Annotated in this window: 21 protein-coding genes and 1 pseudogene; 10 read left to right on the top strand and 12 right to left on the bottom strand. The window is 74.7% G+C overall.

Annotation, left to right across the window (positions count from 1 at the left end):
* Nucleotides 1-29: 29 nt before the first annotated feature.
* Nucleotides 30-464: a hypothetical protein gene (locus ACF07S_RS17960; RefSeq protein ID WP_391974574.1), complete on the bottom strand. Its 435-nt coding sequence runs from the start codon at nucleotides 462-464 to the stop codon at nucleotides 30-32.
* 263 nt (nucleotides 465-727) lie between these two features.
* Between ACF07S_RS17960 and ACF07S_RS17955 the strand changes: the two genes are divergently transcribed.
* From ACF07S_RS17955 to fxsA, 4 genes are all read left to right on the top strand, one after another.
* Nucleotides 728-1,168: an Lrp/AsnC family transcriptional regulator gene (locus tag ACF07S_RS17955; RefSeq protein ID WP_391964381.1), complete on the top strand. Its 441-nt coding sequence runs from the start codon at nucleotides 728-730 to the stop codon at nucleotides 1,166-1,168.
* Between the two features lie 67 nt (nucleotides 1,169-1,235).
* Nucleotides 1,236-2,840, top strand: coding sequence for an amidohydrolase (locus ACF07S_RS17950; protein WP_391974573.1), 1,605 nt, complete (start codon nucleotides 1,236-1,238; stop codon nucleotides 2,838-2,840).
* Between the two features lie 545 nt (nucleotides 2,841-3,385).
* Nucleotides 3,386-4,192 carry a polyprenol monophosphomannose synthase gene (locus ACF07S_RS17945; protein WP_391964379.1) on the top strand — a complete coding sequence of 269 codons (807 nt, stop codon included), beginning with the start codon at nucleotides 3,386-3,388 and terminating at the stop codon, nucleotides 4,190-4,192.
* A gap of 52 nt (nucleotides 4,193-4,244) precedes the next feature.
* Nucleotides 4,245-4,826 (top strand): FxsA family membrane protein, encoded by a 582-nt coding sequence (fxsA, locus tag ACF07S_RS17940; RefSeq protein WP_391974572.1) that lies wholly within the window; start codon nucleotides 4,245-4,247, stop codon nucleotides 4,824-4,826.
* 178 nt (nucleotides 4,827-5,004) lie between these two features.
* On the opposite strand, the gene ACF07S_RS17935 is transcribed toward fxsA, so the two are convergent.
* The 4 genes from ACF07S_RS17935 to ACF07S_RS17920 form a co-directional block, all read right to left on the bottom strand.
* Nucleotides 5,005-5,379 (bottom strand): RNA polymerase-binding protein RbpA, encoded by a 375-nt coding sequence (locus ACF07S_RS17935; protein WP_010046329.1) that lies wholly within the window; start codon nucleotides 5,377-5,379, stop codon nucleotides 5,005-5,007.
* 277 nt (nucleotides 5,380-5,656) lie between these two features.
* Nucleotides 5,657-7,003 (bottom strand): MFS transporter, encoded by a 1,347-nt coding sequence (locus tag ACF07S_RS17930; protein WP_391964377.1) that lies wholly within the window; start codon nucleotides 7,001-7,003, stop codon nucleotides 5,657-5,659.
* Between the two features lie 50 nt (nucleotides 7,004-7,053).
* Complete coding sequence (locus ACF07S_RS17925) at nucleotides 7,054-7,821, bottom strand: glycerophosphodiester phosphodiesterase (RefSeq protein ID WP_391964376.1); 768 nt, start codon at nucleotides 7,819-7,821, stop codon at nucleotides 7,054-7,056.
* Complete coding sequence (locus ACF07S_RS17920) at nucleotides 7,818-8,483, bottom strand: YitT family protein (RefSeq protein WP_391974571.1); 666 nt, start codon at nucleotides 8,481-8,483, stop codon at nucleotides 7,818-7,820. The genes ACF07S_RS17925 and ACF07S_RS17920 overlap by 4 nt, the downstream gene beginning before the upstream one ends.
* 99 nt (nucleotides 8,484-8,582) lie before the next feature.
* Here ACF07S_RS17920 and ACF07S_RS17915 point away from each other — a divergent pair, with 99 nt between their 5' ends.
* On the top strand, nucleotides 8,583-10,082 hold the full coding sequence (locus ACF07S_RS17915) for a PLP-dependent aminotransferase family protein (RefSeq protein ID WP_391964374.1): 1,500 nt from the start codon (nucleotides 8,583-8,585) through the stop codon (nucleotides 10,080-10,082).
* 112 nt (nucleotides 10,083-10,194) lie between these two features.
* Here the strand turns inward: ACF07S_RS17915 and ACF07S_RS17910 are convergent, their stop codons facing one another.
* Complete coding sequence (locus ACF07S_RS17910) at nucleotides 10,195-11,976, bottom strand: hypothetical protein (protein ID WP_391974570.1); 1,782 nt, start codon at nucleotides 11,974-11,976, stop codon at nucleotides 10,195-10,197.
* A gap of 49 nt (nucleotides 11,977-12,025) precedes the next feature.
* Nucleotides 12,026-12,220: a hypothetical protein gene (locus tag ACF07S_RS17905; RefSeq protein WP_391964372.1), complete on the bottom strand. Its 195-nt coding sequence runs from the start codon at nucleotides 12,218-12,220 to the stop codon at nucleotides 12,026-12,028.
* Nucleotides 12,221-12,490: 270 nt separating this feature from the next.
* Here ACF07S_RS17905 and ACF07S_RS17900 point away from each other — a divergent pair, with 270 nt between their 5' ends.
* From ACF07S_RS17900 to ACF07S_RS17880, 5 genes are all read left to right on the top strand, one after another.
* A complete protein-coding gene (locus tag ACF07S_RS17900) occupies nucleotides 12,491-12,883 on the top strand; it encodes an ankyrin repeat domain-containing protein (RefSeq protein WP_391974569.1) in 393 nt (130 codons plus the stop codon).
* Nucleotides 12,884-13,180: 297 nt separating this feature from the next.
* Complete coding sequence (locus ACF07S_RS17895; RefSeq protein ID WP_391974568.1) at nucleotides 13,181-14,599, top strand: HEAT repeat domain-containing protein; 1,419 nt, start codon at nucleotides 13,181-13,183, stop codon at nucleotides 14,597-14,599.
* Nucleotides 14,600-14,762: 163 nt separating this feature from the next.
* Complete coding sequence (locus ACF07S_RS17890; RefSeq protein ID WP_391964369.1) at nucleotides 14,763-15,887, top strand: glycosyltransferase family 4 protein; 1,125 nt, start codon at nucleotides 14,763-14,765, stop codon at nucleotides 15,885-15,887.
* Entirely contained in the window at nucleotides 15,884-17,086 is a 1,203-nt protein-coding gene (locus tag ACF07S_RS17885; protein WP_391974567.1) for a glycosyltransferase, read from the top strand. Before ACF07S_RS17890 ends, ACF07S_RS17885 begins: the two co-directional genes overlap by 4 nt.
* The gene (locus ACF07S_RS17880) at nucleotides 17,083-17,934 is read left to right on the top strand and encodes an SGNH/GDSL hydrolase family protein (RefSeq protein WP_391974566.1); all 852 of its coding nucleotides are present in this window, start codon (nucleotides 17,083-17,085) and stop codon (nucleotides 17,932-17,934) included. The genes ACF07S_RS17885 and ACF07S_RS17880 overlap by 4 nt, the downstream gene beginning before the upstream one ends.
* A gap of 22 nt (nucleotides 17,935-17,956) precedes the next feature.
* Here the strand turns inward: ACF07S_RS17880 and ACF07S_RS17875 are convergent, their stop codons facing one another.
* From ACF07S_RS17875 to ACF07S_RS17855, 5 genes and pseudogenes are all read right to left on the bottom strand, one after another.
* Nucleotides 17,957-18,826 carry a biotin-dependent carboxyltransferase family protein gene (locus ACF07S_RS17875; RefSeq protein WP_391974565.1) on the bottom strand — a complete coding sequence of 290 codons (870 nt, stop codon included), beginning with the start codon at nucleotides 18,824-18,826 and terminating at the stop codon, nucleotides 17,957-17,959.
* Nucleotides 18,823-19,452 carry an allophanate hydrolase subunit 1 gene (locus ACF07S_RS17870; protein WP_391964365.1) on the bottom strand — a complete coding sequence of 210 codons (630 nt, stop codon included), beginning with the start codon at nucleotides 19,450-19,452 and terminating at the stop codon, nucleotides 18,823-18,825. The genes ACF07S_RS17875 and ACF07S_RS17870 overlap by 4 nt, the downstream gene beginning before the upstream one ends.
* Nucleotides 19,449-20,207, bottom strand: coding sequence for a LamB/YcsF family protein (locus ACF07S_RS17865; RefSeq protein WP_391964364.1), 759 nt, complete (start codon nucleotides 20,205-20,207; stop codon nucleotides 19,449-19,451). The genes ACF07S_RS17870 and ACF07S_RS17865 overlap by 4 nt, the downstream gene beginning before the upstream one ends.
* Nucleotides 20,204-20,671: pseudogene (locus ACF07S_RS17860) on the bottom strand (D-glutamate cyclase family protein); the annotation flags it as partial. The gene ACF07S_RS17865 and the pseudogene ACF07S_RS17860, both read right to left, overlap by 4 nt.
* A 59-nt stretch (nucleotides 20,672-20,730) precedes the next feature.
* A complete protein-coding gene (locus tag ACF07S_RS17855) occupies nucleotides 20,731-22,050 on the bottom strand; it encodes an MFS transporter (protein ID WP_391974564.1) in 1,320 nt (439 codons plus the stop codon).
* Nucleotides 22,051-22,114 lie beyond the last annotated feature (64 nt).

Raw genomic sequence — 22,114 nt, 5'->3', positions numbered from 1 at the left:
CGCCCCCGTCACCGGCCCGCCCCGGCCGCTCAGGCGGCGTGCCGCCGCATCGCCGGGACCCGGATCGGACGCGAGCCCGGACCGCCGACGTGAGAGAAGGGCTGGGTACGCCAGTCGAGTCCCTGGGGGAGCGTCAACAGCAGGGCGGTGTCCTGCTCCTGGGGCGTGAAGGACTCGTCCGCCGGCCGTGCCTCGGCGGCCCGGCGGCCGGTGCCGGCGCAGACCGTGAGTCCGAACGGGTTCCACGGCGAGGCGCACAGCGCGTGCTCGGGCAGGACGTCCTCGTCCGCCAGCAGGGCGATGGGCTGCGCGCAGTCCGGGCACACGACCCGGTACATCTCGAAGGTGTCGTACGCGTCGAGTTCGTCGTCCGGGGCGTCGGGTTCGACGTAGTCCGGTACGGGCTCGACGACGGGCTGCTGCCGCTTGGACGTGGTACGACCAGGGCGCTTAAGACTCTGCATCGGGTTCTCCCCCTCGGGCTGGGCCGTGAAGGCGCTGCGGCCTCGACCACAGCAAGCACTTCCCGCCCCCCGTCGGGGGTAATCACGAGAACATCACGGAGAGCGTCCGAAGGGTGTGGTGTTCGTCACATGCCGCTCGCAGGGGCCCGGTGCGACGGCTCCGCCCGCGGGCCGCGCACGGTGGACCGGCACTCCACGAACCGGGAACGACCTGGGCGGCCGTGGTGTCCGAGGAGATCAGGCGCACTGTAGGTTCTTGCGTCATGGAGGAGCTGGACCGACAGATCGTGCAGCTGCTCGTCAAGGACGGGCGGATGAGCTACACAGACCTGGGCAAGGCCACGGGCCTGTCCACGTCGGCCGTGCACCAGCGGGTGCGCCGGCTGGAGCAGCGCGGCGTCATCCGCGGCTATGCGGCGGTCGTCGACCCGGAGGCCGTCGGCCTGCCCATGACCGCCTTCATCTCGGTCAAACCGTTCGACCCCAGCGCCCCCGACGACATCGCGGACCGCCTCGCCGACGTCCCCGAGATCGAGGCCTGCCACAGCGTCGCGGGCGACGAGAACTACATCCTCAAGGTGCGCGTGTCCACACCGCACGAACTGGAGGAACTGCTCGCCCGGGTGCGCTCCCTGGCCGGCGTCTCGACCCGCACGACGGTGGTCCTGTCCACGCCGTACGAGTCCCGTCCGCCGCGCATCTGACGCGGGGGCCCCGCCGGAGGCGGACCTGGGTGCGGGGCGGGCCGGACGGCGCGCGAGACTGTGACGCATGAGTGAACGCACCGTCCCGCCGCACACCGTCCTGCTTCGCCGCGGGGAGGTCCACAGCCCCGCCGACCCCTTCGCGACCGCGATGGTGGTCGAACGCGGCCAGGTCGCCTGGGTCGGCTCGGAGGGCGCGGCCGACGCCTTCGCGGACGGTGCCGACGAGGTGATCGACCTCGACGGGGCGCTGGTCACCCCGGCCTTCACGGACGCGCACGTGCACACCACGGCCACGGGCCTCGCTCTCACCGGCCTCGACCTGTCCGGTGCCCCGTCGCTCGAGGCCGCGCTGGCCCGCGTCCGGGAGTTCGCCGCCGAGCGCCCCGGCGACCGGGTCCTGCTCGGGCACGGCTGGGACGCCTCCCGCTGGCCCGGCGGCCGTCCCCCGACCCGGGCCGAACTCGACGGGGCGACCGGCGGCCGTCCCCTCTACCTCAGCCGGATCGACGTCCATTCCGCGGTCGTCACCACCGCGCTGCTCGACCTCGTCGGGGACCGGGGCGACCGCGGGGACGGCCCGCTCACCGGGGACGCCCACCACACCGTGCGCGCCGCCGCCCTGGCCGCCGTGACGCCCGCCCAGCGCGCCGAGGCCCAGCGCGCCGCCCTCGCCCACGCCGCCTCCCTCGGCATCGGCACGGTCCACGAGTGCGGTGGCCCGGAGATCTCCTCCGAGGACGACTTCACCGGTCTGCTGCGGCTCGCGGGCGAGGGGGCCGGCCCGCGCGTCGTCGGCTACTGGGCCGAACAGGACGTCGCCAAGGCACGGGAACTGGGCGCGGCCGGCGCCGCGGGGGACCTGTTCGCCGACGGCGCCCTCGGCTCGCACACCGCCTGTCTGCACGAGCCGTACGCCGACGCGGAGCACACCGGCACCGCCCACCTGGACGCGGCCGCCGTGGCCGCCCATGTCGTCGCCTGCACCGAGGCCGGTCTCCAGGCGGGCTTCCACGCCATCGGCGACGCCGCCGTGAGCACCGTCGTCGACGGGGTGCGGGCCGCCGCCGACACCCTCGGCCTCGCCCGCGTCCGCGCCGCGCGGCACCGCGTCGAACACGCCGAGATGCTCACCCCCGAGACCGTGGCCGCCTTCGCCGAACTCGGCCTGACGGCCTCCGTCCAGCCGGCCTTCGACGCCCTGTGGGGCGGTGAGGAGGGCATGTACGCCCGTCGCCTGGGCGCGGAGCGCGCCCGCTCCCTGAACCCGTTCGCCGCGCTGCTGCGTGCCGGGGTCCCGCTCGCCTTCGGCTCCGACAGCCCGGTCACCCCCCTCGACCCCTGGGGCACGGTCCGGGCCGCCGCCTTCCACCGCACCCCGGAGCACCGCGTCTCCGTGCGTGCCGCGTTCACCGCGCACACGCGCGGCGGCTGGCGGGCGGTCGGACGCGACGACGCCGGTGTCCTGGTGCCCGGCGCACCGGCCGACTACGCCGTCTGGCGCACCGGCGAACTCGTCGTCCAGGCCCCCGACGACCGGGTGGCGCGCTGGTCCACCGACCCCCGCTCCGGCACCCCCGGCCTGCCCGACCTCATACCGGGCCGTGATCTGCCCGTCTGCCTGCGCACCGTGGTCGGGGGGCGCACGGTCTTCGTAGGGCCGGGCGAGTGATCCAGCAGGGCGGCGCGGCGACGATCATGTGCCGCGCCCCCCTCCCGCGACCTGCGCGTCCTCCCCGCCGACCAGGCGTTCGCACCACATTACGCAGGTCAAACGACTGTTGACAGGCGGCCGCCGACGGCCGGTAGGTTCGGCCGGGTCCACCACCGGACGCCCGACCGGCGATCTTCCGGCCACTGGTGTCAGCGCCGCTGGGTCAGGACGGTGTGCCGCACCGGGGCACCGCCACTGGGAGCCAGGCTCAGCGCCCGCGCGGTACCGGGGGAGGTTCCAGCCGGCCGGGGAGGTGCGACCCCGGGTGGGGCCCGGGCGCTCAGTAGACAACGGCCCAGGCCGATCCGCAGCCGGCGGATCCCGGGCCGGCCCGAAGGGCGCCGGGCCCCCATCCGCCGCGGCCCGTTTCCCGCCACGTGCCGAAAGAGGGTATACCTACCCGATCCTCGGGGAACGACACCACCATACGAACGTCATGTCACGTCATCGCAGGCCCCGACCATTATGGTGGGACCCTGCGCACAGGACATGAAGGGGCAGCAGTGAACGACGGCGACGGGACCCTCGCGGCAGGATCCCAGGGAAGGAACTTCGGCCCGCTCGGCACGGCTCTGGTGATCATCCCGACCTACAACGAGGCGGAGAACATCAAGGCGGTCGTCGGCCGGGTGCGCGAGGCCGTTCCCGAGGCGCACGTTCTCGTGGCCGACGACAACAGCCCCGACGGCACCGGCAAGCTCGCCGACGAACTGGCCGCCGAGGACGACCACGTCCAGGTGCTGCACCGCAAGGGCAAGGAGGGCCTGGGCGCGGCCTATCTCGCGGGCTTCCGCTGGGGCATGGAGCACGGCTACGGCGTACTGATCGAGATGGACGCCGACGGCTCCCACCAGCCCGAGGAACTGCCCCGTCTGCTCACCGCCCTCAAGGGCGCCGATCTGGTGCTCGGTTCGCGCTGGGTGCCGGGCGGCCGGGTGGTGAACTGGCCGAAGTCCCGTGAGGTCATCTCACGCGGCGGCAGCCTCTACTCGCGCGTGGCGCTCGATCTGCCGCTGCGCGACATCACCGGCGGCTTCCGCGCCTTCCGCCGCGAGACCCTGGAGGGCCTCGGCCTCGAGGACGTGGCCTCCCAGGGCTACTGCTTCCAGGTCGACCTGGCCCGCCGCGCGGTGAAGGCCGGATACCACGTCGTCGAGGTGCCCATCACCTTCGTCGAGCGTGAACTCGGCGACTCCAAGATGAGCCGCGACATCCTCGTCGAGGCGCTGTGGCGGGTCACCGCGTGGGGCGTGGGGGAGCGGGTCGGCAAGGTCCTGGGGCGCGGCGACGACAAACGGACCGAGGCGTAGCCGCCGGGGCACCCTTATCCCGCGCTGAGCCGGGCCCAGGCACACTGGGAGCATGACGACTGGCGCTCAGCCCCCTTCCCCCGCCCGGCCCCGGCGCTCCCGGCTGCGCACCTTCCTGCCGCTGGGTCTCGCCGGGTGGCTCCTGCTGGAGATCTCACTCCTCGCGATGGTCGCCGGGGTGTCGAACGGACCGGTGGTCTTCCTGATCCTGGTGGCCGGCGCGGTCCTCGGCACGGTCGTCGTCAAGCGGGCCGGCCGACGGGCCTTCCGGAGCCTCACCGAGACCCTGCAACAGCAGCAGGGCGGATCGGCTCCGGCACCCGGGCCGAACAGCGAGGGCAACGGCCTGATGATGCTGGGCGGACTGATGCTGATCGTCCCGGGTCTCGTCTCGGACGTGCTCGGGCTGGCGCTGCTGGTGCCGCCGCTGCAAAGGGCCGTGGGCCGTTATGCCGAGCGGACCTTCGAGCGCAAGCTCCGCCAGGCCGCGCAGGGCTCCTTCGGGGACGTCTTCCAGCAGGCCCGTATCCACCGGCCCGACGGCAAGGTCGTCCCGGGCGAGGTCGTACGGGACGGGTCCGGGAGCGTTCCGGGGGACGCCTCGCCGGGTCCCCGCCCGCCGCTGACCCGGTGAAGCGGCCGGGACCGGACGGGCGAACGCCACGCCGCGGAGGAACGCGACGGCGCGGAGGAACACGCGAGAGCGCCGGGGAACGCGGACAGGACCGCGGGCGCCGTACTCGGATGTACGGCGCCCGCGGTCCTGTACCACTGTGCGTGTTGTGGCTCTCTGCCCGGATTCCCCGCCGGGATCAAGCCGACTTTCGGCTGTCCCGGGGGTGAATCGCGATGTTCATCGCACCGGAGCGCAGAACGGCGAGACGCTCCTCGAGGACCTCTTCGAGTTCCTCTCGGGTACGCCGCTCCATCAGCATGTCCCAGTGCGTACGCGCGGGCTTGGCCTTCTTCTCCTCGGGGCCGTCACCGTCCACCAGGAGTGCCTGGGCACCGCAGACCTTGCACTCCCACTCCGGCGGGATCTCCGCCTCGACCGAGAAGGGCATCTCGAAGCGGTGCCCCTTCTCGCATGCGTACTCCACGGCCTGGCGGGGGGCCAGGTCGATGCCGCGGTCCGTCTCGTAGCTGGTCACCACGAGGCGCGTGCCGCGAAGAGCTCGCTCACTCATGAATCGTGCCTCCCGGGCTTGTCGCCCACAGGACAGGTGTCGCTGTCGTCGTCATCCGGTCAACGTCCGGTCGGCGGTAAAGATTCCCGTTCCGAGTCCCGTTCCGGGTCATGCACGCCGTCGTAGCCGTAGCCTTGTCAACCAGTGCAGTACCCACCGTCGCCTGGTTTGTCACATCTACCAGCAGATGTCACACAGCGTTTCGGCATCTTTGACGCGCAGTAACGGTACGCCTGGCAGGCCAAACGCGTACACTACAGCCCTTTCGCGCCGAGCGCTAAATCCTTTCGGGAACCGGGTTGCCCGCGGCGGCGACGGCCCGCCGTACCGGCACCCGCGCGAGCAGGGCGAATCCCAGGACGAAGAAGCCCACCAAAGAGATGATCGCGTCCCGGTAGCTGCCCGTCACCTGATAGGTGAGGCCGAACAGCAGCGGTCCGAGCCAGCTCATCCCGCGGTCGCTCAGCTCGTACGCCGAGAAGTACTCGGCCTCCTTGCCGGGCGGGACGAGATGGGAGAAGAGCGAGCGGGACAGGGCCTGGCTGCCGCCGAGGACCAGGCCGATCCCGCCGGCCAGCACGAAGAACCACACCGGTGCCCCGGCGGGCAGGAAGTATCCGGCGGCCAGGGTCACGGTCCAGGCCACGAGGGAACCGAGGATGGCGCGCTTGGCCCCGTACCGCCGGGCCAGCCGGCCCAGGGCCAGCGCGCCCGCCACCGCCAGGACCTGCACCAGCAGCACGGCGACGATGAGCGTCGACTGCTCCAGCCCCAGTTCCTCCGAGCCGTAGACCGAGGCCTGGGAGATCACCGTCTGGATGCCGTCGTTGTACACCAGGTAGGCCAGCAGGAAGGCGAGCGTCAGCGGATGCCTGCGCATGTCCCGGACGGTCGCCGCGAGCTGCCGGAAGCCCGGCGGGGCGGCCTCCCGCGCCGGGGCGCGGCGGTCGCGCAGCCGGCGCAGCGGCACCAGCGCGAAGGCACCCCACCACAGGCCGGCCGACGCCAGACAGATGCGCACCGCCATGCCCTCGGAGATGCCGAAGCCGTCGTGGCCGGTGTAGAGGACGAGGTTCGCGACCAGGACCAGGGCCCCGGCCGCGTACCCGAAGGCCCATCCGCGCGAGGAGACCGCGTCGCGCTCCTCGGGCGGGGCGATCTGCGGCAGGTACGAGTTGTAGAGCATCATCGCCACGGACTGCGCCGCGTTGGCCACGACCAGCAGCGCCCCGCCCAGCAGATAGCGCTCGCCGCTCAGGAAGAACATGCCCGCCGTCGCCGCGGCCCCGGTGTAGGCGGCGGCCGCGAGCAGCGGCTTCTTGCGGCCGGTGCGGTCGGCGGCGGCGCCCACCAGCGGCATCACCAGCACCGCGAGGATCACGGAGAGGGACACCGAGTAGGCGAAGAAGGAACCCGCGCGCACCGGTATGCCCAGCGGGTGGACGAACCCGTCCGCGTCCGCCGCCGCCTTGGCGACCGACGTCAGATAGGGCCCGATGAACACGGTGAGCACGCTCGTGGAGTACACGGAGCACGCCCAGTCGTAGACGTACCAGCCGCGCTGCTCGCGCCGCCGTTCGGCGGCCTCGTCCCCGGCCGGTGACCGCACGGTGTCGGTGTCCACCCGTGCCCTCGCTTCCCCGCGAGCGCACGGAGGCACCCGGGCACGGGGCGTCAGACCCAGATGCCGCGGTCCTCCATGACCTCGCGCAGTGTGTCGATGTGATCGGTCATGATGCCATCCACCCCGAGGTCCAGGAGCCGGTGCATCCGCTCGGCCTCGTTGACCGTCCACACGTGTACCTGCAGCCCGCGCGCGTGGGCGGTGCGCACGAAGCGCTGGTCCACCACCTGGATGCCCGACTGCTCCTCGGGGACCTGGGCGGCGACGGCCGACCGGCGCACCGAGGCCGGCAGTCCCCACGACCGCAGCCGCAGGTTCAGCACGCCCCGGGTGCCGTACGAGGTGGCCAGCCGGGGGCCGGCCAGCCGCTGTGCGCGCACCGCGCGGGCCTCGGAGAACGAGCCGAGGCAGACCCGGTCCCAGGAGCCGGTGCGCTCGAGGAGGTCCAGGAAGGGCAGCAGGGCCGCCTCGGCCTTCACGTCGACGTTCCAGCGCACCTCGGGAAAGGTCTCCAGGAGCTCCTCGAACAGGGGGACGGGTTCCCGGCCCGCCACGCGCGCCCGCGCCACGTCGCGCCACGGCAGGTCGGCGATCCGGCCCGCGCCGTCCGTCACCCGGTCCAGGGTCGCGTCGTGGAAGGCGACCAGCCGGCCGTCGCGCGTGGCGTGGACGTCCGTCTCGATGTAGCGGTAGCCCGCCTCGACGGCGCACCGGAACTGCCGGACGGTGTTCTCCAGGCCGTCCGCCGCCCCGCCCCGGTGGGCGAAGGCGATCGGGCCGGGATGGTCGAGGTAGGGATGGCGTATCCGCGGGGTCACGGACGCAGTATGGCCCGCCGCGGTTGACCGGTGGCAACGACCGCGCTGCCGTCGGATGCCGAGGGGACGGCGAACGCGCGCAGGAACACCTGGGCGAGCGGACCGATCGTCACCGCGTACAGCAGCGTGCCGACGCCCACCGTGCCGCCGAGGACGAAACCGGTCGCCACCACCGTGATCTCGATGGCCGTGCGGACCAGGCGGATCGACACGCCCGTACGCCGGTGCAGTCCCGTCATCAGGCCGTCGCGCGGGCCCGCGCCGAAGCGCGCCGCGATGTACAGTCCGGTCGCCGCGCCGTTCAGCACGATGCCGGCCGCCATCAGCGGAACGCGGACGGACAGGGTGTGCGCGTCGGGCGTCACGGCCAGCGTCGCGTCCATCGCCGCGCCGATCACCAGCACGTTGGAGACCGTGCCCAGGCCCGGCCGCTGGCGCAGCGGGATCCACAGCAGCAGGATCGCCGCACCCAGGACCGTCAGCACCACGCCCATGGAGAGGCTCGTCCGCTCGGACAGGCCCTGGTGCAGCACGTTCCACGGTTCGAGACCGAGCCCCGACCGCACCAGCAGTGCCGAACTCGCGCCGTACAGCGCCAGCCCGGCGTACAGCTGGAACAGCCGCCGTGTGAGATGCCCGTGCCGGGACGAGTACCTGGCCAAGACGTGCCCCCCGTGGTGGAAGTGGACCGACGCATGTCACCCTGTGGCTTGGCCGGTGACTTCATCCATGGCCAATCACGGGAAGGTGGACTGATTCTCATGGCGCAGTGGACCTCCGTGGTGGGCGCGGCACAGCTCGCCCGGCTGCTCACGTCCCAGCAGGACCGGCCGGCCGGGCCCGGAGCCCGCCGGCCGCCCGCCTACCGCGCGCTCGCCGACGGCATCCGCCTGCTGGTGCTGGAGGGGCGCGTACCGGTGGCCGCGCGTCTGCCCGCGGAGCGGGAGCTGGCCCTCGCCCTGTCCGTGAGCCGCACCACCGTCGCCGCCGCCTACGAGGCGCTGCGCACCGAGGGGTTCCTGGGGTCGCGGCGCGGGGCGGGCAGCTGGACGGCGGTCCCGGCCGGCAATCCGCTTCCCGCGCGGGGACTGGAACCGCTGCCGCCCGAGACCCTGGGCTCGATGATCGACCTCGGCTGCGCCGCCCTGCCCGCACCCGAGCCGTGGCTCACCCGGGCCGTCCAGGGCGCCCTGGAGGAGCTTCCGCCGTACGCCCACACCCATGGCGACTACCCCGCCGGGCTGCCCGCGCTGCGCTCGATGATCGCCGACCGCTACACCGCGCGGGGCATCCCGACGATGCCCGAACAGATCATGGTGACGACGGGCGCGATGGGCGCCATCGACGCGATCTGCCACCTCTTCGCCGGACGGGGCGAACGCATCGCCGTGGAGTCGCCGTCCTATGCCAACATCCTCCAGCTGATGCGGGAGGCCGGGGCCCGGCTCGTCCCCGTGGCCATGGCCGAGGGCCTGACCGGCTGGGACGTGGACCGCTGGCGGCAGGTGCTGCGGGAGGCGGCACCCCGTATCGCCTACGTCGTGGCCGACTTCCACAACCCGACCGGTGCCCTCGCCGACGAGGACCAGCGGCGCCGCCTGGTGGACGCGGCGCGCTCGGCGGGGACGGTGCTGGTCGCCGACGAGACGATGAGCGAGCTGTGGCTCGACCCCGGGGTGGAGATGCCGCGCCCGGTGTGCGCCTTCGACCCGGCCGGGTCCACGGTGATCACGGTCGGCTCGGCGAGCAAGGCGTTCTGGGCCGGGATGCGCATCGGCTGGGTGCGCGCGGCACCGGATGTGATCCGCAGTCTCGTCGCCGCACGCGCGTACGCCGACCTGGGCACGCCCGTACTGGAGCAGCTGGCCGTGAACTGGCTGTTCGGCACCGGCGGCTGGGAACAGGCGGTGGAGATACGGCGCGCCCAGGCGCGGCGGAACCGGGACGAGCTGGTGGTCGCGGTGCGGCGGGAGCTGCCCGACTGGGAGTTCGAGGTGCCGCGGGGCGGGCTCACGCTGTGGGTGCGCACCGGAGGACTCTCCGGCTCGCGGCTCGCCGAGGCGGGCGAGCGGGTCGGGGTGCGGGTGCCGTCCGGACCCCGCTTCGGGGTCGACGGGGCCTTCGAGGGATACGTACGGCTGCCGTTCACGGTGGGCGGCGCCGTGGCCGAGGAGGCGGCGGCCCGGCTGGCCGCGGCCGCGCGGGTGGTCGAGGCCGGCGGCACCTCGGGGGCGGAGGCACCGCGCACGTTCGTGGCGTAGCGGACGGGACGGGCGGTGGGCGGTGCCCGTCCCGGCGCGGCAGGGGGCCGGTGGCACTCCGGCGGGACGCGCGGAGCCCCGGGTGACACGACCGGTGAGGGCGCGCGAGGGGCTATGAGGACTCCGCGACCGCCGCCTCGGCGGGAACGCCGTCCCCGGCGGCCGCCTCCGGCGCCCCGACCCCGGCGGGCACCTGTGCCGCCGGCGGCTGCTCCACCGGTGGCTTCTCGAGTTCCAGGGGAGTCTTCTCGACCGGAACCTCCTCCAGCAGCACGGCGTCCATGGGCACCTTGTCCAGGGAGACGGACCCGGCCGGCACCGCGACCGGGCGGGTGGTCCGCGCGCCGGGCTCCTCCCGGTCCGCTCCCTCCACCGGTGCCGTCCGCGGCGGCAGCAGTTCCAGGACCGCCTGGCGGTGGGCGTCACTGGTCGCGTCGTCGTACGGGTCCGGCGTCGCCGGCACCTGGAGGCGGTGGACCGGCCCCGTGCCCAGGCGGGCGTACCCGCGCCCCGGCGGGACCTGGTCGACGGGCGTGGTGTGCGGGGGCGCCCCCAGGACGGCCGTCAGCTGCTGCGCCGTCGCGGGACCGAGGACGACGCGCGCGCGGGTGTGCTGCCGCACCGGCTCGCCGAGGGCCTCCAGGCTGTCGAACTGCTCGGCGACCACCACGGTGACGTTCGCCGGGCGGCCGTGCCGCAGCGGTACCTGGAGCAGCGACTGGGGGTCCTTGCGGCCGTCCGCGGCGGCCAGGTGCGTGAACGCGGTGGGCCGGTCCAGCAGCAGCCACAGGGGACGCCTGGTGTCCTCGGGCGGCGGATCACCCGCCTGGTGGGCGCGGCCGGCGGCGATCAGCCGTCGTTCCGTCTCGTGCGCGGCCCACTCCAGGCTGGTCAGCGCCCCCGCCGGCCCGCACTCGACGGCGAGCACGCCGTCCCGGCCGGTCAGACAGGCGTACTCGCCGGTGCCGCCGCCGTCGAGGATCACCACGTCGCCGTGGTGCAGGGCCTGCAGGGCGATGGAGCGCAGCAGCGTCGAGGTGCCGCTGCCCGGCTGCCCGACCGCGAGCAGATGGGGCTCGGTGGAGCGGACGCCGGTGCGCCACACCACGGGGGGGACGTCGCGCCGCTCCTCGCCGTGGGGGCCGTGGGCCAGCGGCAGGGTCCGCTGCACCAGGGTGGGATCGGTGAAGCCGAGGACCGTCTCGCCGGGGGCGGTGACGAAGGGCTGGGCGGCGATGTCGGTGGGCAGGGGCGCGAGGACCCGGACCGAGAGCTGGTTGCCCTCCTCGTCCCAGGCGAACCGGTATTCGCGGCCGCGCCCCGACTTGGCGCCGAGCAGATGCTCGATCCGCGTCCGGGACTCCGGCTCGCCGTCGGTGAAGTGGGCGGGGTAGCGGATCACCAGGTGCGCGATACGGCCCGTGCCGTCGAACTCGTACTCGGGGAAGGCCTTCCTCCAGTCGCCGCCGTGGACGTAGAGGGGGGCGGGGTCCCCGGCGGCCGAGAAGTACGGCACCAGGGCCGCGTACAGCGACCTCAGGCGCTGGGCCTGCGACGCGTCGGGCTCGCCGGGTGCCGAACGGGTGCGGTCCCGGCCCTGCCAGGCCGCCGCCGCCATCAGGGTGACGACGGCGAGCAGCGGGCCGTACGGTGCCAGCGCCACGACCAGCACGGCCGACGCCATCAGGAAGAGCAGCCCGCCGCGCCGGTCCTTGGGCGTGGCGGCCCACCTGCGCCGCCCGGCCGAGGCCAGCCGGCGCAGCCCGCGCGTGATGGTGATCAGCGGGTGGAGCACGTCCGTGGCGCCGTCGGCCGCCGTCCTGGCCAGCTCCCGGCTCCGGGCGAGCTGCGCGCTGCCGTTGCTCAGGATGCGGGGGAGTGGGGGCCGGGCCACTGCGGTCTCCAGGGGGTGCGTACGGGCGGGCGGGGCGTGGTCGGGCGGGTCAGAACCTGAATCCGCCCAGGAGGCCGGCCAGGCTCTCGCCGCCCGCCTTGATGCTGGGCGCGATGGCCGTGCTGGCCAGATAGAAGCCGAACAGCATCGCCACCAGGGCGTGCGACGTCTTCAGCCCGTCCTTGCGCAGGAAGATGAAGACGACGATGCCGAGCAGCACCACGCATGAGATCGAGACGATCATGTGAGTTCTCCTGGTTCGCGGGGGCAGTCACCATGAGTGCTTCCAGGATCACAGGATGTATCTATACGATAAAAGGTGCAACTGGGTGCTTTCTGGGCTTTTACTCCCGGACGGATCCGCTGTGATCTTTACCTCGGGCACATCGGGTCATGTGCCGCGCGAGCCAGTACGCTGGCGATTCACCCGTACGGCTCTGCACCGCTCGCAGACGTACGCCCTGTCCCCCGACGCACGTGACACGTGCAGCTGTAGTGAGAGGCGGTACGGCCGATGACCGAAGCCCCCGACCCCGAGGTCGTGGAGCTGGCGACCAAGATCTTCGATCTGGCCCGGCGCGGCCGGACCGACGAGCTCGTGGCCTACGTCGACGCGGGCGTGCCGGCCGAACTCACCAACGACCGGGGCGACTCGCTCGTGATGCTCGCCGCCTATCACGGCCACGCCGATGCGGTGCGCGCGCTGCTGGAGCGCGGCGCCGACGCCGACCGCGTCAACGACCGGGGCCAGACCCCCCTCGCGGGGGCGGTCTTCAAGGGCGAGACCGAGGTGATCGAAGCGCTTCTGAGGGGCGGCGCCGACCCGTCCGCCGGCACCCCCTCGGCCGTCGACACGGCCAGGATGTTCGGGCGTACGGAACTGCTCGAGCTGTTCGGCGAGCACTGAGCGACACGCTCTGACCGGTGACGACGCGGAAAACGGGGGAGGCGGTACAGGGCCGCCGAAATTTCGGTCGCGGGAGATGTGACCGCCGGGTCATCATGACGAAGTGATGCACGGACGCGAAGGCTGGGCAGGTGTTGCCGCACCGCGCGGGCCGTGATCGGTCCGCACGGGCCACCGACGAGAGGCAGAGAGATGGTCTACAGCAAGCAGGAAACGGCGGGCGCCCCGACGCGTTGTCACGCGGCCAGGTAATGCACGTCCCCGGTTGCGTCGACGCTTGATGTGAGGCTGTTTCCCATGTTCGATCCGGTCATAGCGCCCAGCGGTACGCTGCTCGGCCTGCTCCAGCGGGGCCGCGGCGACGGCACGCTGCACGCGCTCACCGCCCCGCGCCCCGAGGCGCTCGCGGCGCTGAACCACTGTGTGCTGCGCGACCCGCGCCACGACTGGCAGGTGGAGAACCGCTCCCTCTACTACGCCCGCCTCTACCTCGATCTGCACGGCGGCCTCGACGCGGTCGAGGCCCACCTCTTCGCCCCCGAGGACGTCCTGGACACCGAGGAGTCACGCACCGGACTCGCCCTCGCGGTCCTCGGGCACCTCGCGTCCTACGGCAGGCGGGACGCCCTGCATCTGTTGCGCAGGTACGCCGCCCAGGGCACCAACTGGGCCTGGGCCCTGGACGAGCTCGCCCTGCGGGACGACGACGCGGGCCTGCGCGCCCTCGCCGCCCCGGTCCTCGCGCGGTTCGCCACCGACGCCGAGGGCGAAGCGGAACTGGCCGCCACCGTCCGCGACGCCTTCGAGCCCCGGCCCTGGCGCCTGTGGGCCGACGATCCACGGCCCTCCGTCGCCACCCGCGTGCGTACCGCCCACGAGACGGGCTGTTTCGACCGCTGGCAGCGGCAGATGAGCCCCACCGGGCCCCGCCCCGGCTGGAGCGTCCAGGCCGTGTTCGAGTGGGCTCAGCAAGGCATCGAACGCGGCGTCGCGCTCCACGTCCCGGCAGCCCGCTGCCTCACCGCCGTGGCGGGACCCGAGGACCGGCCCGAGATCGTCCGGGCCGCGCAGGACGGCACCGAGGGAGCCCGGTGCACCGCCCTGCGGTACCTCGCCGACGGCAACGATCCCGACGCCCTCGCGCTGATCGAGGGCGCCGTGGCCACCGGCTCGGCGGCCGTCGTGGAGGCCGCCGTCGACGCCTTCGAACGCATGCGCGGCCCCGTCGCCGTCGACCGGGCGCGCGGCTGGGCCCGCCGGCCCGACCCGCTGGGCGACGCCGCCGGCCGCGTTCTCGCCTGCCGGGGCGGCGCACAGGACCGCGACCTGGTCCTCGCGGCGCTCCGGGAGGCGGTACGGGGCGAGGGCCCCGACGCGCCCACCCTGTGGACCCTCGTCGACGGCGCCGGACGTCTCGGCATCGCCTGCGCCGCCCCCGTGCTGCGCCACGTCTACCGGGAGACCGCCTCCTCCCATCTGCGGGGCCGGGCCGCCCGGGCCCTCGCCGCGACCGACCCCTCCTTCGCCACCGGCTTCGCCGTCGAGTGCCTGTGGGACTGCGAGGAGTCCACCCGGGAGGTCGCCGCCCGGCACGCCGAGACCGGGGACACCCGGGTCGTGGAGCGTCTGCGCCGGCTCGCCGCGGACCCGGCCGAGGAGGCCGAGGTGCAGACCGCCGTACGCAGCCGTATCGGTCCCGGGGAGACCGCCGTGTGACCCGCTCGCCCACGCGCGGTGTGAACGGGGGACGACCCGCGGGCCGGGCGCGCGTGGATGGCGTCCGACCTGCCCGGGCGCGGAACACAACGCTCACGGCACGTTCCCCGCCCGGAAAGATCCACGTTGTCGTGACCACGTCCGGTGCGGCGACAACACCGGTATGCGTGTCGTCATCGTGACCGAGTCCTTTCCCCCCGACGTGAACGGCGTGGCCCACTGCGCGCTCCAGACCGCCCGGCACCTCGTCGAACGCGGCCACGACCCCGTCGTCGTCGCCCCCGCCACCGCGGGCGACGAGCCCGACGCCGGAGCACCGTGCCCCGTCGTCCGCGTCCCCTCCCTTCCCCTCCCCGGCTACCCCCAGGTCCGCGTCGCCCTCCCCAGCCGGCGCCTCACCGCCGCGATCGCCGCCCACCGGGCCGATGTCGTCCACCTGGCCAGCCCCTTCGTGCTCGGCGTGCGCGGGATGGCCGCCGCCGCCCGCAGCGGACTGCCCGCCGTCGCCGTCTACCAGACCGACCTCGCCGGATACGCGCGTACCTACATGGGCGCGGGCGAGGCGGCGGCCTGGCGGCGCATCCGTTCCGTGCACGCGGCCGCCGACCTCACCCTGGCCCCCTCCGGCGCCGCCCTGCGCGACCTGCGGGAGCACGGCGTGCCCAGGGTCAGACTGTGGCCGCGCGGTGTCGACACCGTCCGCTTCCGGCCCGGCGCCCGCGACGAGCGACTGCGCCGCGCCCTCGCCCCGAACGGCGAGACCGTCATCGGCTACGTCGGCCGGCTCGCCCCGGAGAAGCAGGTCGAGCTGCTCGCCGGGGCGTGCGCCCTGCCCGGCGTGCGGGTCGTGGTCGTGGGCGACGGGCCCAGCAGGCCGGGACTGGAGCAGGCGCTGCCCGGCGCGGTGTTCCTCGGCCGCCGCACCGGCGACGAACTCGCCCGGATCTTCGCCTCGCTGGACGTCTTCGTGCACACCGGACCGTTCGAGACCTTCTGCCAGACCGTGCAGGAGGCGATGGCGAGCGGCGTGCCGGTGGTCGCGCCCGCGGCGGGCGGTCCGCTGGACCTGGTCGCGCACGGGCGCACCGGGATCCTCGTCCCGCCGCGTGACGCCGCCGCCGTACGCGACGCGGTGTGGTCCCTGGCCGCCGACCCCGGGCTGCGGGCCGCGTACGGGACAGCCGGGCGCGCGATGGTCGAGGGGCGCACCTGGGCGGCCGTCGGGGACCAGCTCATCGGGCACTACGCGGATGTGCTCGCCGGGCGCAGGACGGCGGTGGCGGCATGAACGCGTCGCTGCGGATCGTGCGGCTGGCCAACTTCGTCGCACCCGCCTCCGGCGGGCTGCGCACCGCCCTGCGGGAACTCGGCAAGGGCTACCTGGCGGCGGGACACCGGCCGGTGCTGGTCGTCCCCGGGGAACGGGAGAGCGACCACGACACCGAGCAGGGACGGGTGATCACCCTGCCGGGCCCGCTGCTGCCCGGCACCGGCGGCTACCGCGTCCTCACCGACAGACGGCGGATCGCCGCCCTGCTGCACGAACTGGCCCCCGACCGCCTCGAGGTGTCCGACCGCACGACCCTGCGCTGGACCGGCAGATGGGCCCGGCGGGCCCGGGTGCCGGCGGTCATGGTCTCCCACGAGACCGCCGACGGGGTGCTGCGCACCTGGGGGCTGCCGGAGCCGGCCGCCCGGCGCACCGCCGACGCCCTCAACATCCGCACCGCCCACACCTACGCGCGCGTGGTGTGCACCACCGGGTTCGCGGAACGGGAGTTCGTCCGCATCGGCGCCCGCAACGTCGTACGGGCCCCGCTGGGCGTCGACCTGGTGGAGCGGCACCCCGCGCTGCGCGACCCCGGGCTGCGCGCCCGGTACGCGGGTGAGGGGGAGACACTGCTCGTCATGTGCTCCCGGCTGTCGCTGGAGAAGCGGCCGGGGACCGCGCTGGACGCGCTGGAGGCGCTGCGGCGGCGCGGCCGGCGGGCGGTGCTGGTGGTGGCCGGGGACGGGCCGCTGCGGGCCCGGCTCGAACAGCGCGCGCGGCGGCGGGACCTGCCGGTGACCTTCCTGGGCCACGTGCGCGACCGGGGACTGCTGGGCGCGCTCCAGGCGTCCGCCGACGTCTGCCTGGCACCCGGGCCCGCCGAGACCTTCGGACTCGCCGCACTGGAGGCGATGGCGTGCGGCACGCCCGTGGTGGCGAGCGCGTCGTCGGCGCTTCCGGAGGTGATCGGCCCGGCGGGCGCGGTCGCGGAGGACCGGGGGGAGGCCTTCGCGGAGGCCGTCGAGCTGCTCCTGGAACGGGCGCGGACGGACCGGCGCGAGGCGGCACGCGCGCGTGCGGAGCGCTTCGGGTGGGGCACGGCGGTGGCGGCGTTCCTCGCGGCCCACGACGCGCCGGTCCCGGTGCGGGCGGAGGCGGCCCCCGCCGACCGGGGCACGGCCCCGGTGCGGCCGGTCGTGTCCGGGGGGTTCCCGTGAGACCCCCGCGGTTCGTGGCCCTCGGGGACTCGCTGACCGAGGGGGTCGGGGACCGGGCCGGCGGCGGATGGCGGGGCTGGGCCGCCCTGCTCGCGCCGTCGCTGGGCGCGGAGCCGGTGCGGTTCACCAACCTCGCCGTGAGCGGGGCGCAGACCCGGGACGTGCTCGAACGGCAGCTGCCCGCCGCACTGGAGCTGCGGCCCGGGCTCGTCTCCGTCGTCGTCGGCGGCAACGACACCCTGCGCCGCACCTTCGACATCCACGAGGTGACGGCACGGCTGGACCGGGTGTACGCGGCCTGTACGGCACGGGGCGCCGTGCTGCTCACCGCCTGCCTGCCCGACCCCGGCGCCGTGCTGGGACTGCCCGGGGTGCTGGCCCGCCCGCTCGCCCGGCGGCAGCGGGCGGTGAACGCCGTGGTGCACGCCCTGTCCGAGCGGTACGGCGCGGTGCACCTGCACGCCTGCGAGGGCGACTGGATCACCGACCGCGCGATGTGGAGCGCGGACCGGCTGCACCCCGGCGAACCGGGACACCGGCAACTGGCCCTGCGCTTCCACGAACTCCTGGCCGCACGCGGCATCGCGACCGGCCCCGCCCCCTCGGCGGAGCCCGAGTCCCCGGCGCCCACCGCGCGGGCGAGCCTGTGGTGGCTGGCCACCGCCGGCACCGGCTGGGTGGCCCGCCGGTGCACCGACCTGCTGCCGCAGCTGCTCTCCCTCGCCGTCGACGAGACGCGGCACCGTGCGCGGGGCACGAGCGTCCGCCTGGACCTGCGCGCGTCCGCCGCCGTCTCCGCGGCACTGGCGGCCCTGTCCACGGGGGAACAGCGCCCGGGCGCCGCCTGAGGCCCGCCGGCCCGCGCGGGGTTCAGCGGCGCCGCACGGCGAGGAAGCGGAGCGGGGTGCCGGGCCTCGCCTGGGCGGCGGCCGGGAGGTCGGCGGGGCGCACCACCGCGATCACCGGGTAGCCCCCGGTGGTCGGATGGTCGGCGAGGAAGACCACCGGGGTGCCGTCGGGCGGCACCTGGACCGCGCCCAGCACCATGCCCTCGCTGGGGAGCTCCCCCGGCCTGGCCCGCTCCAGGGCCGGTCCGGTGGTGCGCAGCCCGATGCGGTTGCTCGCGGGGGAGACCCGGTACGCGCGGGACGTGAGGGTCCGTACCGCGGCGGGGGTGAACCAGTCGTCGCGCGGGCCGGGGGTCACCCGCAGTACGAGTTCGTCCGGGGGCGCCGGCTGCGGGGCGACGTCCACGCGCGCGTGGCCCTCGCGCGCCGTCCCGAGGGGGAGCACCGCACCGTCCGTGAGGGGGACCGGGCCGAGGCCGGAGAGCAGGTCCGTGGAGCGGCTGCCGAGCACCGGTTCGACGGCAACCCCGCCGGAGACGGCCAGATAGGCGCGTACCCCGCGGGCCGCCGCCCCGACGTCCAGAACGGACCCGGCGCGCACGCGCACCGGCGCGCCCCAGGCGACCGGGCGGCCGTCCACGGTGACCGGGCAGGGGGCCCCGGTGACGGCCACGGTGACCGTCGAACGGGGGCGCACCGAGCAGCCGTCGAGGGTCGTCTCCAGCACGGCGGCGTCCGGCGCGTTGCCGGCCAGCCGGTTGGCGAGCGCCGCCGCGGGCCCGTCCAGAGCCCCCGAGCGCGGCACGCCGAGGTGCGCGTGCCCGGGACGGCCGCGGTCCTGCACGGTGGTCAGGGCTCCCGCCCGTACGACGGCGAGCGCGCGGTCCGTCATGCCGCCGCCCCCGTCGATGTCACCGGTACGAAGCGCACGCGCGTGCCGGGGGAGAGCAACGCCGCCGGCACGCGCGCGTGGTCCCACAGCACGAGGTCGGTCGTCCCGATCAGCTGCCAGCCGCCCGGCGAGGAGCGCGGGTACACGCCCGTGTACGGCCCCGCGAGGGCCACCGAGCCGGCCGGGACGGCCGTGCGCGGAGTCGGTCTGCGGGGCACCTCGTAGCGCGACGGCAGCCCCGTGAGGTAGCCGAACCCGGGCGCGAAGCCGCAGAACGCGACCCGGAACCAGGCGCCCGCGTGGACGCGGGCCACCTCCCGCACGGGAACGCCCCAGTGGGCGGCGACATCGGCGAGGTCCGGGCCGTCGTAGCGCACCGGGATCTCGACCGTATCCCCCGCGGGCGGGGGCACGGGCGGCAGTTCGCGCGCGGTCAGTTCGGCGGCCAGCCGGGCGGGATCGGACAGGCCGTCGAGCAGGACCGTGCGCGCCGCGGGGACGATCTCACCGACCGGCAGGGAGCCCTCCGCGCGGCGCCGCAGCAGCTCGGCGTGGAGGGCCTGGGCCTCGTCGCCCGAGGAGACCTCGACGAGCAGGGCGTCCTCGCCGACGGGCAGCGCCCTCATGCGAAGGCCTCCACCCGGACGCCGGACGCCACCAGGGCGTCCCGTACCCGTCGCGCCAGATCCACCGCGCCGGGCGTGTCGCCGTGCAGACACAGGGAACGCGCCCGCACCCCGATACGCCGCCCCGACAGCGCGGCGACCCGCCCGTGGCGCGCCAGGTCCACCGAGCGCGTCACGACGGACTCCGGGTCGGTGACCACCGCGCCCTCCTGACGGCGTGGCACCAGCGTCCCCTCGTCGGTGTACGCCCGGTCGGCGAACGCCTCGGTGACCACCGGCAGACCCGCCTTCCGGGCCAGTTCCAGCAGGCACGAGCCGGGCAGGCCGAGCACCGGCAGCGCGGCGTCCGCGAGGAGCACCCCGTCGACGACCGCGGCGGCCTGCTCCGCGTCGCGCACGACACGGTTGTACAGCGCGCCGTGCGGTTTGACGTACGCCACGCGGGCGCCCGCCGCACGGGCGAACACCTCCAGGGCGCCGATCTGGTAGGCCACCTCGGCCGCCAGTTCGGCGGGCGGCACGTCCATCGCGCGCCGCCCGAACCCCGCCAGGTCCCGGTAGGAGACCTGGGCGCCGATCCGTACCCCGCGCCCGGCCGCGAGCTCGCACACCCGGCGCATGGTGACCGCGTCCCCGGCATGGAAGCCGCAGGCCACGTTGGCGCTGGTGACGACGGTCAGCAGCCGTTCGTCGTCGGTGAGCCGCCAGCGGCCGAAACCCTCGCCGAGGTCGGCGTTCAGATCGATCGGCGTCATGGGTCCATCGTCCCTCCTGCTCGTGCCGGACACCTCTGTCGGGCCACCCGGAACTGCTCGCCGCGGGCGCCGCCCGGGAACATCCGCCCCGGTGCGTGCGTGACGGCGAACGGCGGACGGGAGGCCATGACCGCGGCCCGCGGGGTCACACCGCAGGCCCGGAGGACCGCGACGTCGTCCGTCCCGACGTCCACCGCGTCACCGAAGTCCGGGCGGCCGCGGCCGTCGATGTCCGGCGCGGAGGGGCCGCCGCGGTGCACCGGCCCGCCGTGCACCGCCGGCGGCAGGCCGCTCTCCCGGATCGCCGCGGAGAGGTGCCCGGGCGGCACCGGCCGCATCGACACCACCATCGGCCCGCGCGGCCGCCCCGCCGGACGGCACTGCCGACTCGTCACGTACACGGGTACGTCGCGGCCCTGCTCCACGTGCCGGACCGTCCGGGGGCTCCACGCACGCGCGTGCTCGTCGGCGACGGTCACAGGACGGTCGTCCGGGGCGGTGGGCGCACGGCCGTCGGCGTGCCTCACTCCAGCTCCTTGCCGCGTGTCTCGGGCAGTCCCAGCAGCGCCAGTGCCGCGAGGCCGTAGCCGAGCGCGCCGAAGACCAGCGCCCCGCCCACGCCCCAGCCGTCGGCCAGGAAGCCGACCGTCGTGGGGAAGACGGCACCCACGGCACGTCCGGTGTTGTACGTGAAGCCCTGGCCCGTGCCGCGCACCGCTGTCGGGTACAGCTCGCTCAGATAGGAGCCGAAGCCGCTGAAGATCGCCGACATGCAGAACCCCAGCGGGAACCCGAGCACCAGGACCAGGGTGCCGGCGCCGCCCGGGATGTTCGTGTACGCCAGGATGCAGACCGCGGACAGCAGGGCGAACAGCCAGATGTTGCGCCGGCGGCCCAGCCGGTCGGTGAGATAGCCCCCGGTCAGATAGCCGAGGAAGGCACCCGAGATCAGGAACGCCAGATAGCCGCCGGTGCCGACGACCGACAGGCCGCGCTCCGTCTTCAGATACGTCGGGACCCAGGTGGCGAGCGTGTAGTAGCCGCCCTGGACGCCGGTGGAGAGCAGCACGGCGAAGAGCGTGGTGCGCAGCAGCCCCGGCGATCCCGCCCGGTCCGGCCGGAAGATCACCGCGAACGAGCCCTTCCGGGCGCTCTTCTCCCGCGCGGCGGCCGCCTCGGGCGCGTCCCGCACACTGCGCCGCACCCACACCACGAGCAGCGCCGGCAGCGCGCCGGTCCAGAACATCACCCGCCAGGCCAGGTCGTCGTCGACCCACGAGAAGACCGCCGTGTACACGATCACGGCCAGCGCCCAGCCCACGGCCCAGGAACTCTGGACCGCGCCGAGGGTACGGCCCCGGTGCCCGGCGCTCGCGTACTCGGCGACCAGGATCGCGCCGACCGCCCACTCGCCGCCGAAGCCGAGGCCCTGGAGCGCGCGGAACACCAGCAGGGTCTCGTAGTCGGGCGCGAAGCCGCAGGCCACGGTGAACACCGCGTAGGTGATCACCGTCAGCAGCAGCGCCCTCACCCGGCCGATGCGGTCCGCCAGCACGCCGGCGAGCGCGCCGCCGACCGCGGAGACCACCAGGGTGACGGTGGTGAGCAGGCCGGTCTGGCCGCTGTTCAGGCCGAAGTAGGCGGACAGCGTGACCATGGTCAGCGGCAGCGTGAAGTAGTCGTACGAGTCCAGGGCGTAGCCGCCGAACGCGCCGCCGAAGGCGCGCCGGCCGCGCGGTCCCAGCGCGCGCAGCCAGCCGAACGCCCCGTCGTCGGGCGCGTGTCCGGACGGCGCGGGGCGCGGGGTGCCGGCCGGGGCCTGCGGTGGAGGGGTCGTGCTCATGGGCACCTCGCAGAGGGAGGACGAAGGGTGCGGGAGGAGGTGAGCCGTGCCGTGTGCAGCACGG

The organism is Streptomyces sp. NPDC016640 (genome assembly GCF_043076215.1).
Lineage (GTDB): Bacteria > Actinomycetota > Actinomycetes > Streptomycetales > Streptomycetaceae > Streptomyces.
This window is presented reverse-complemented; position numbering and strand designations above follow the sequence as displayed.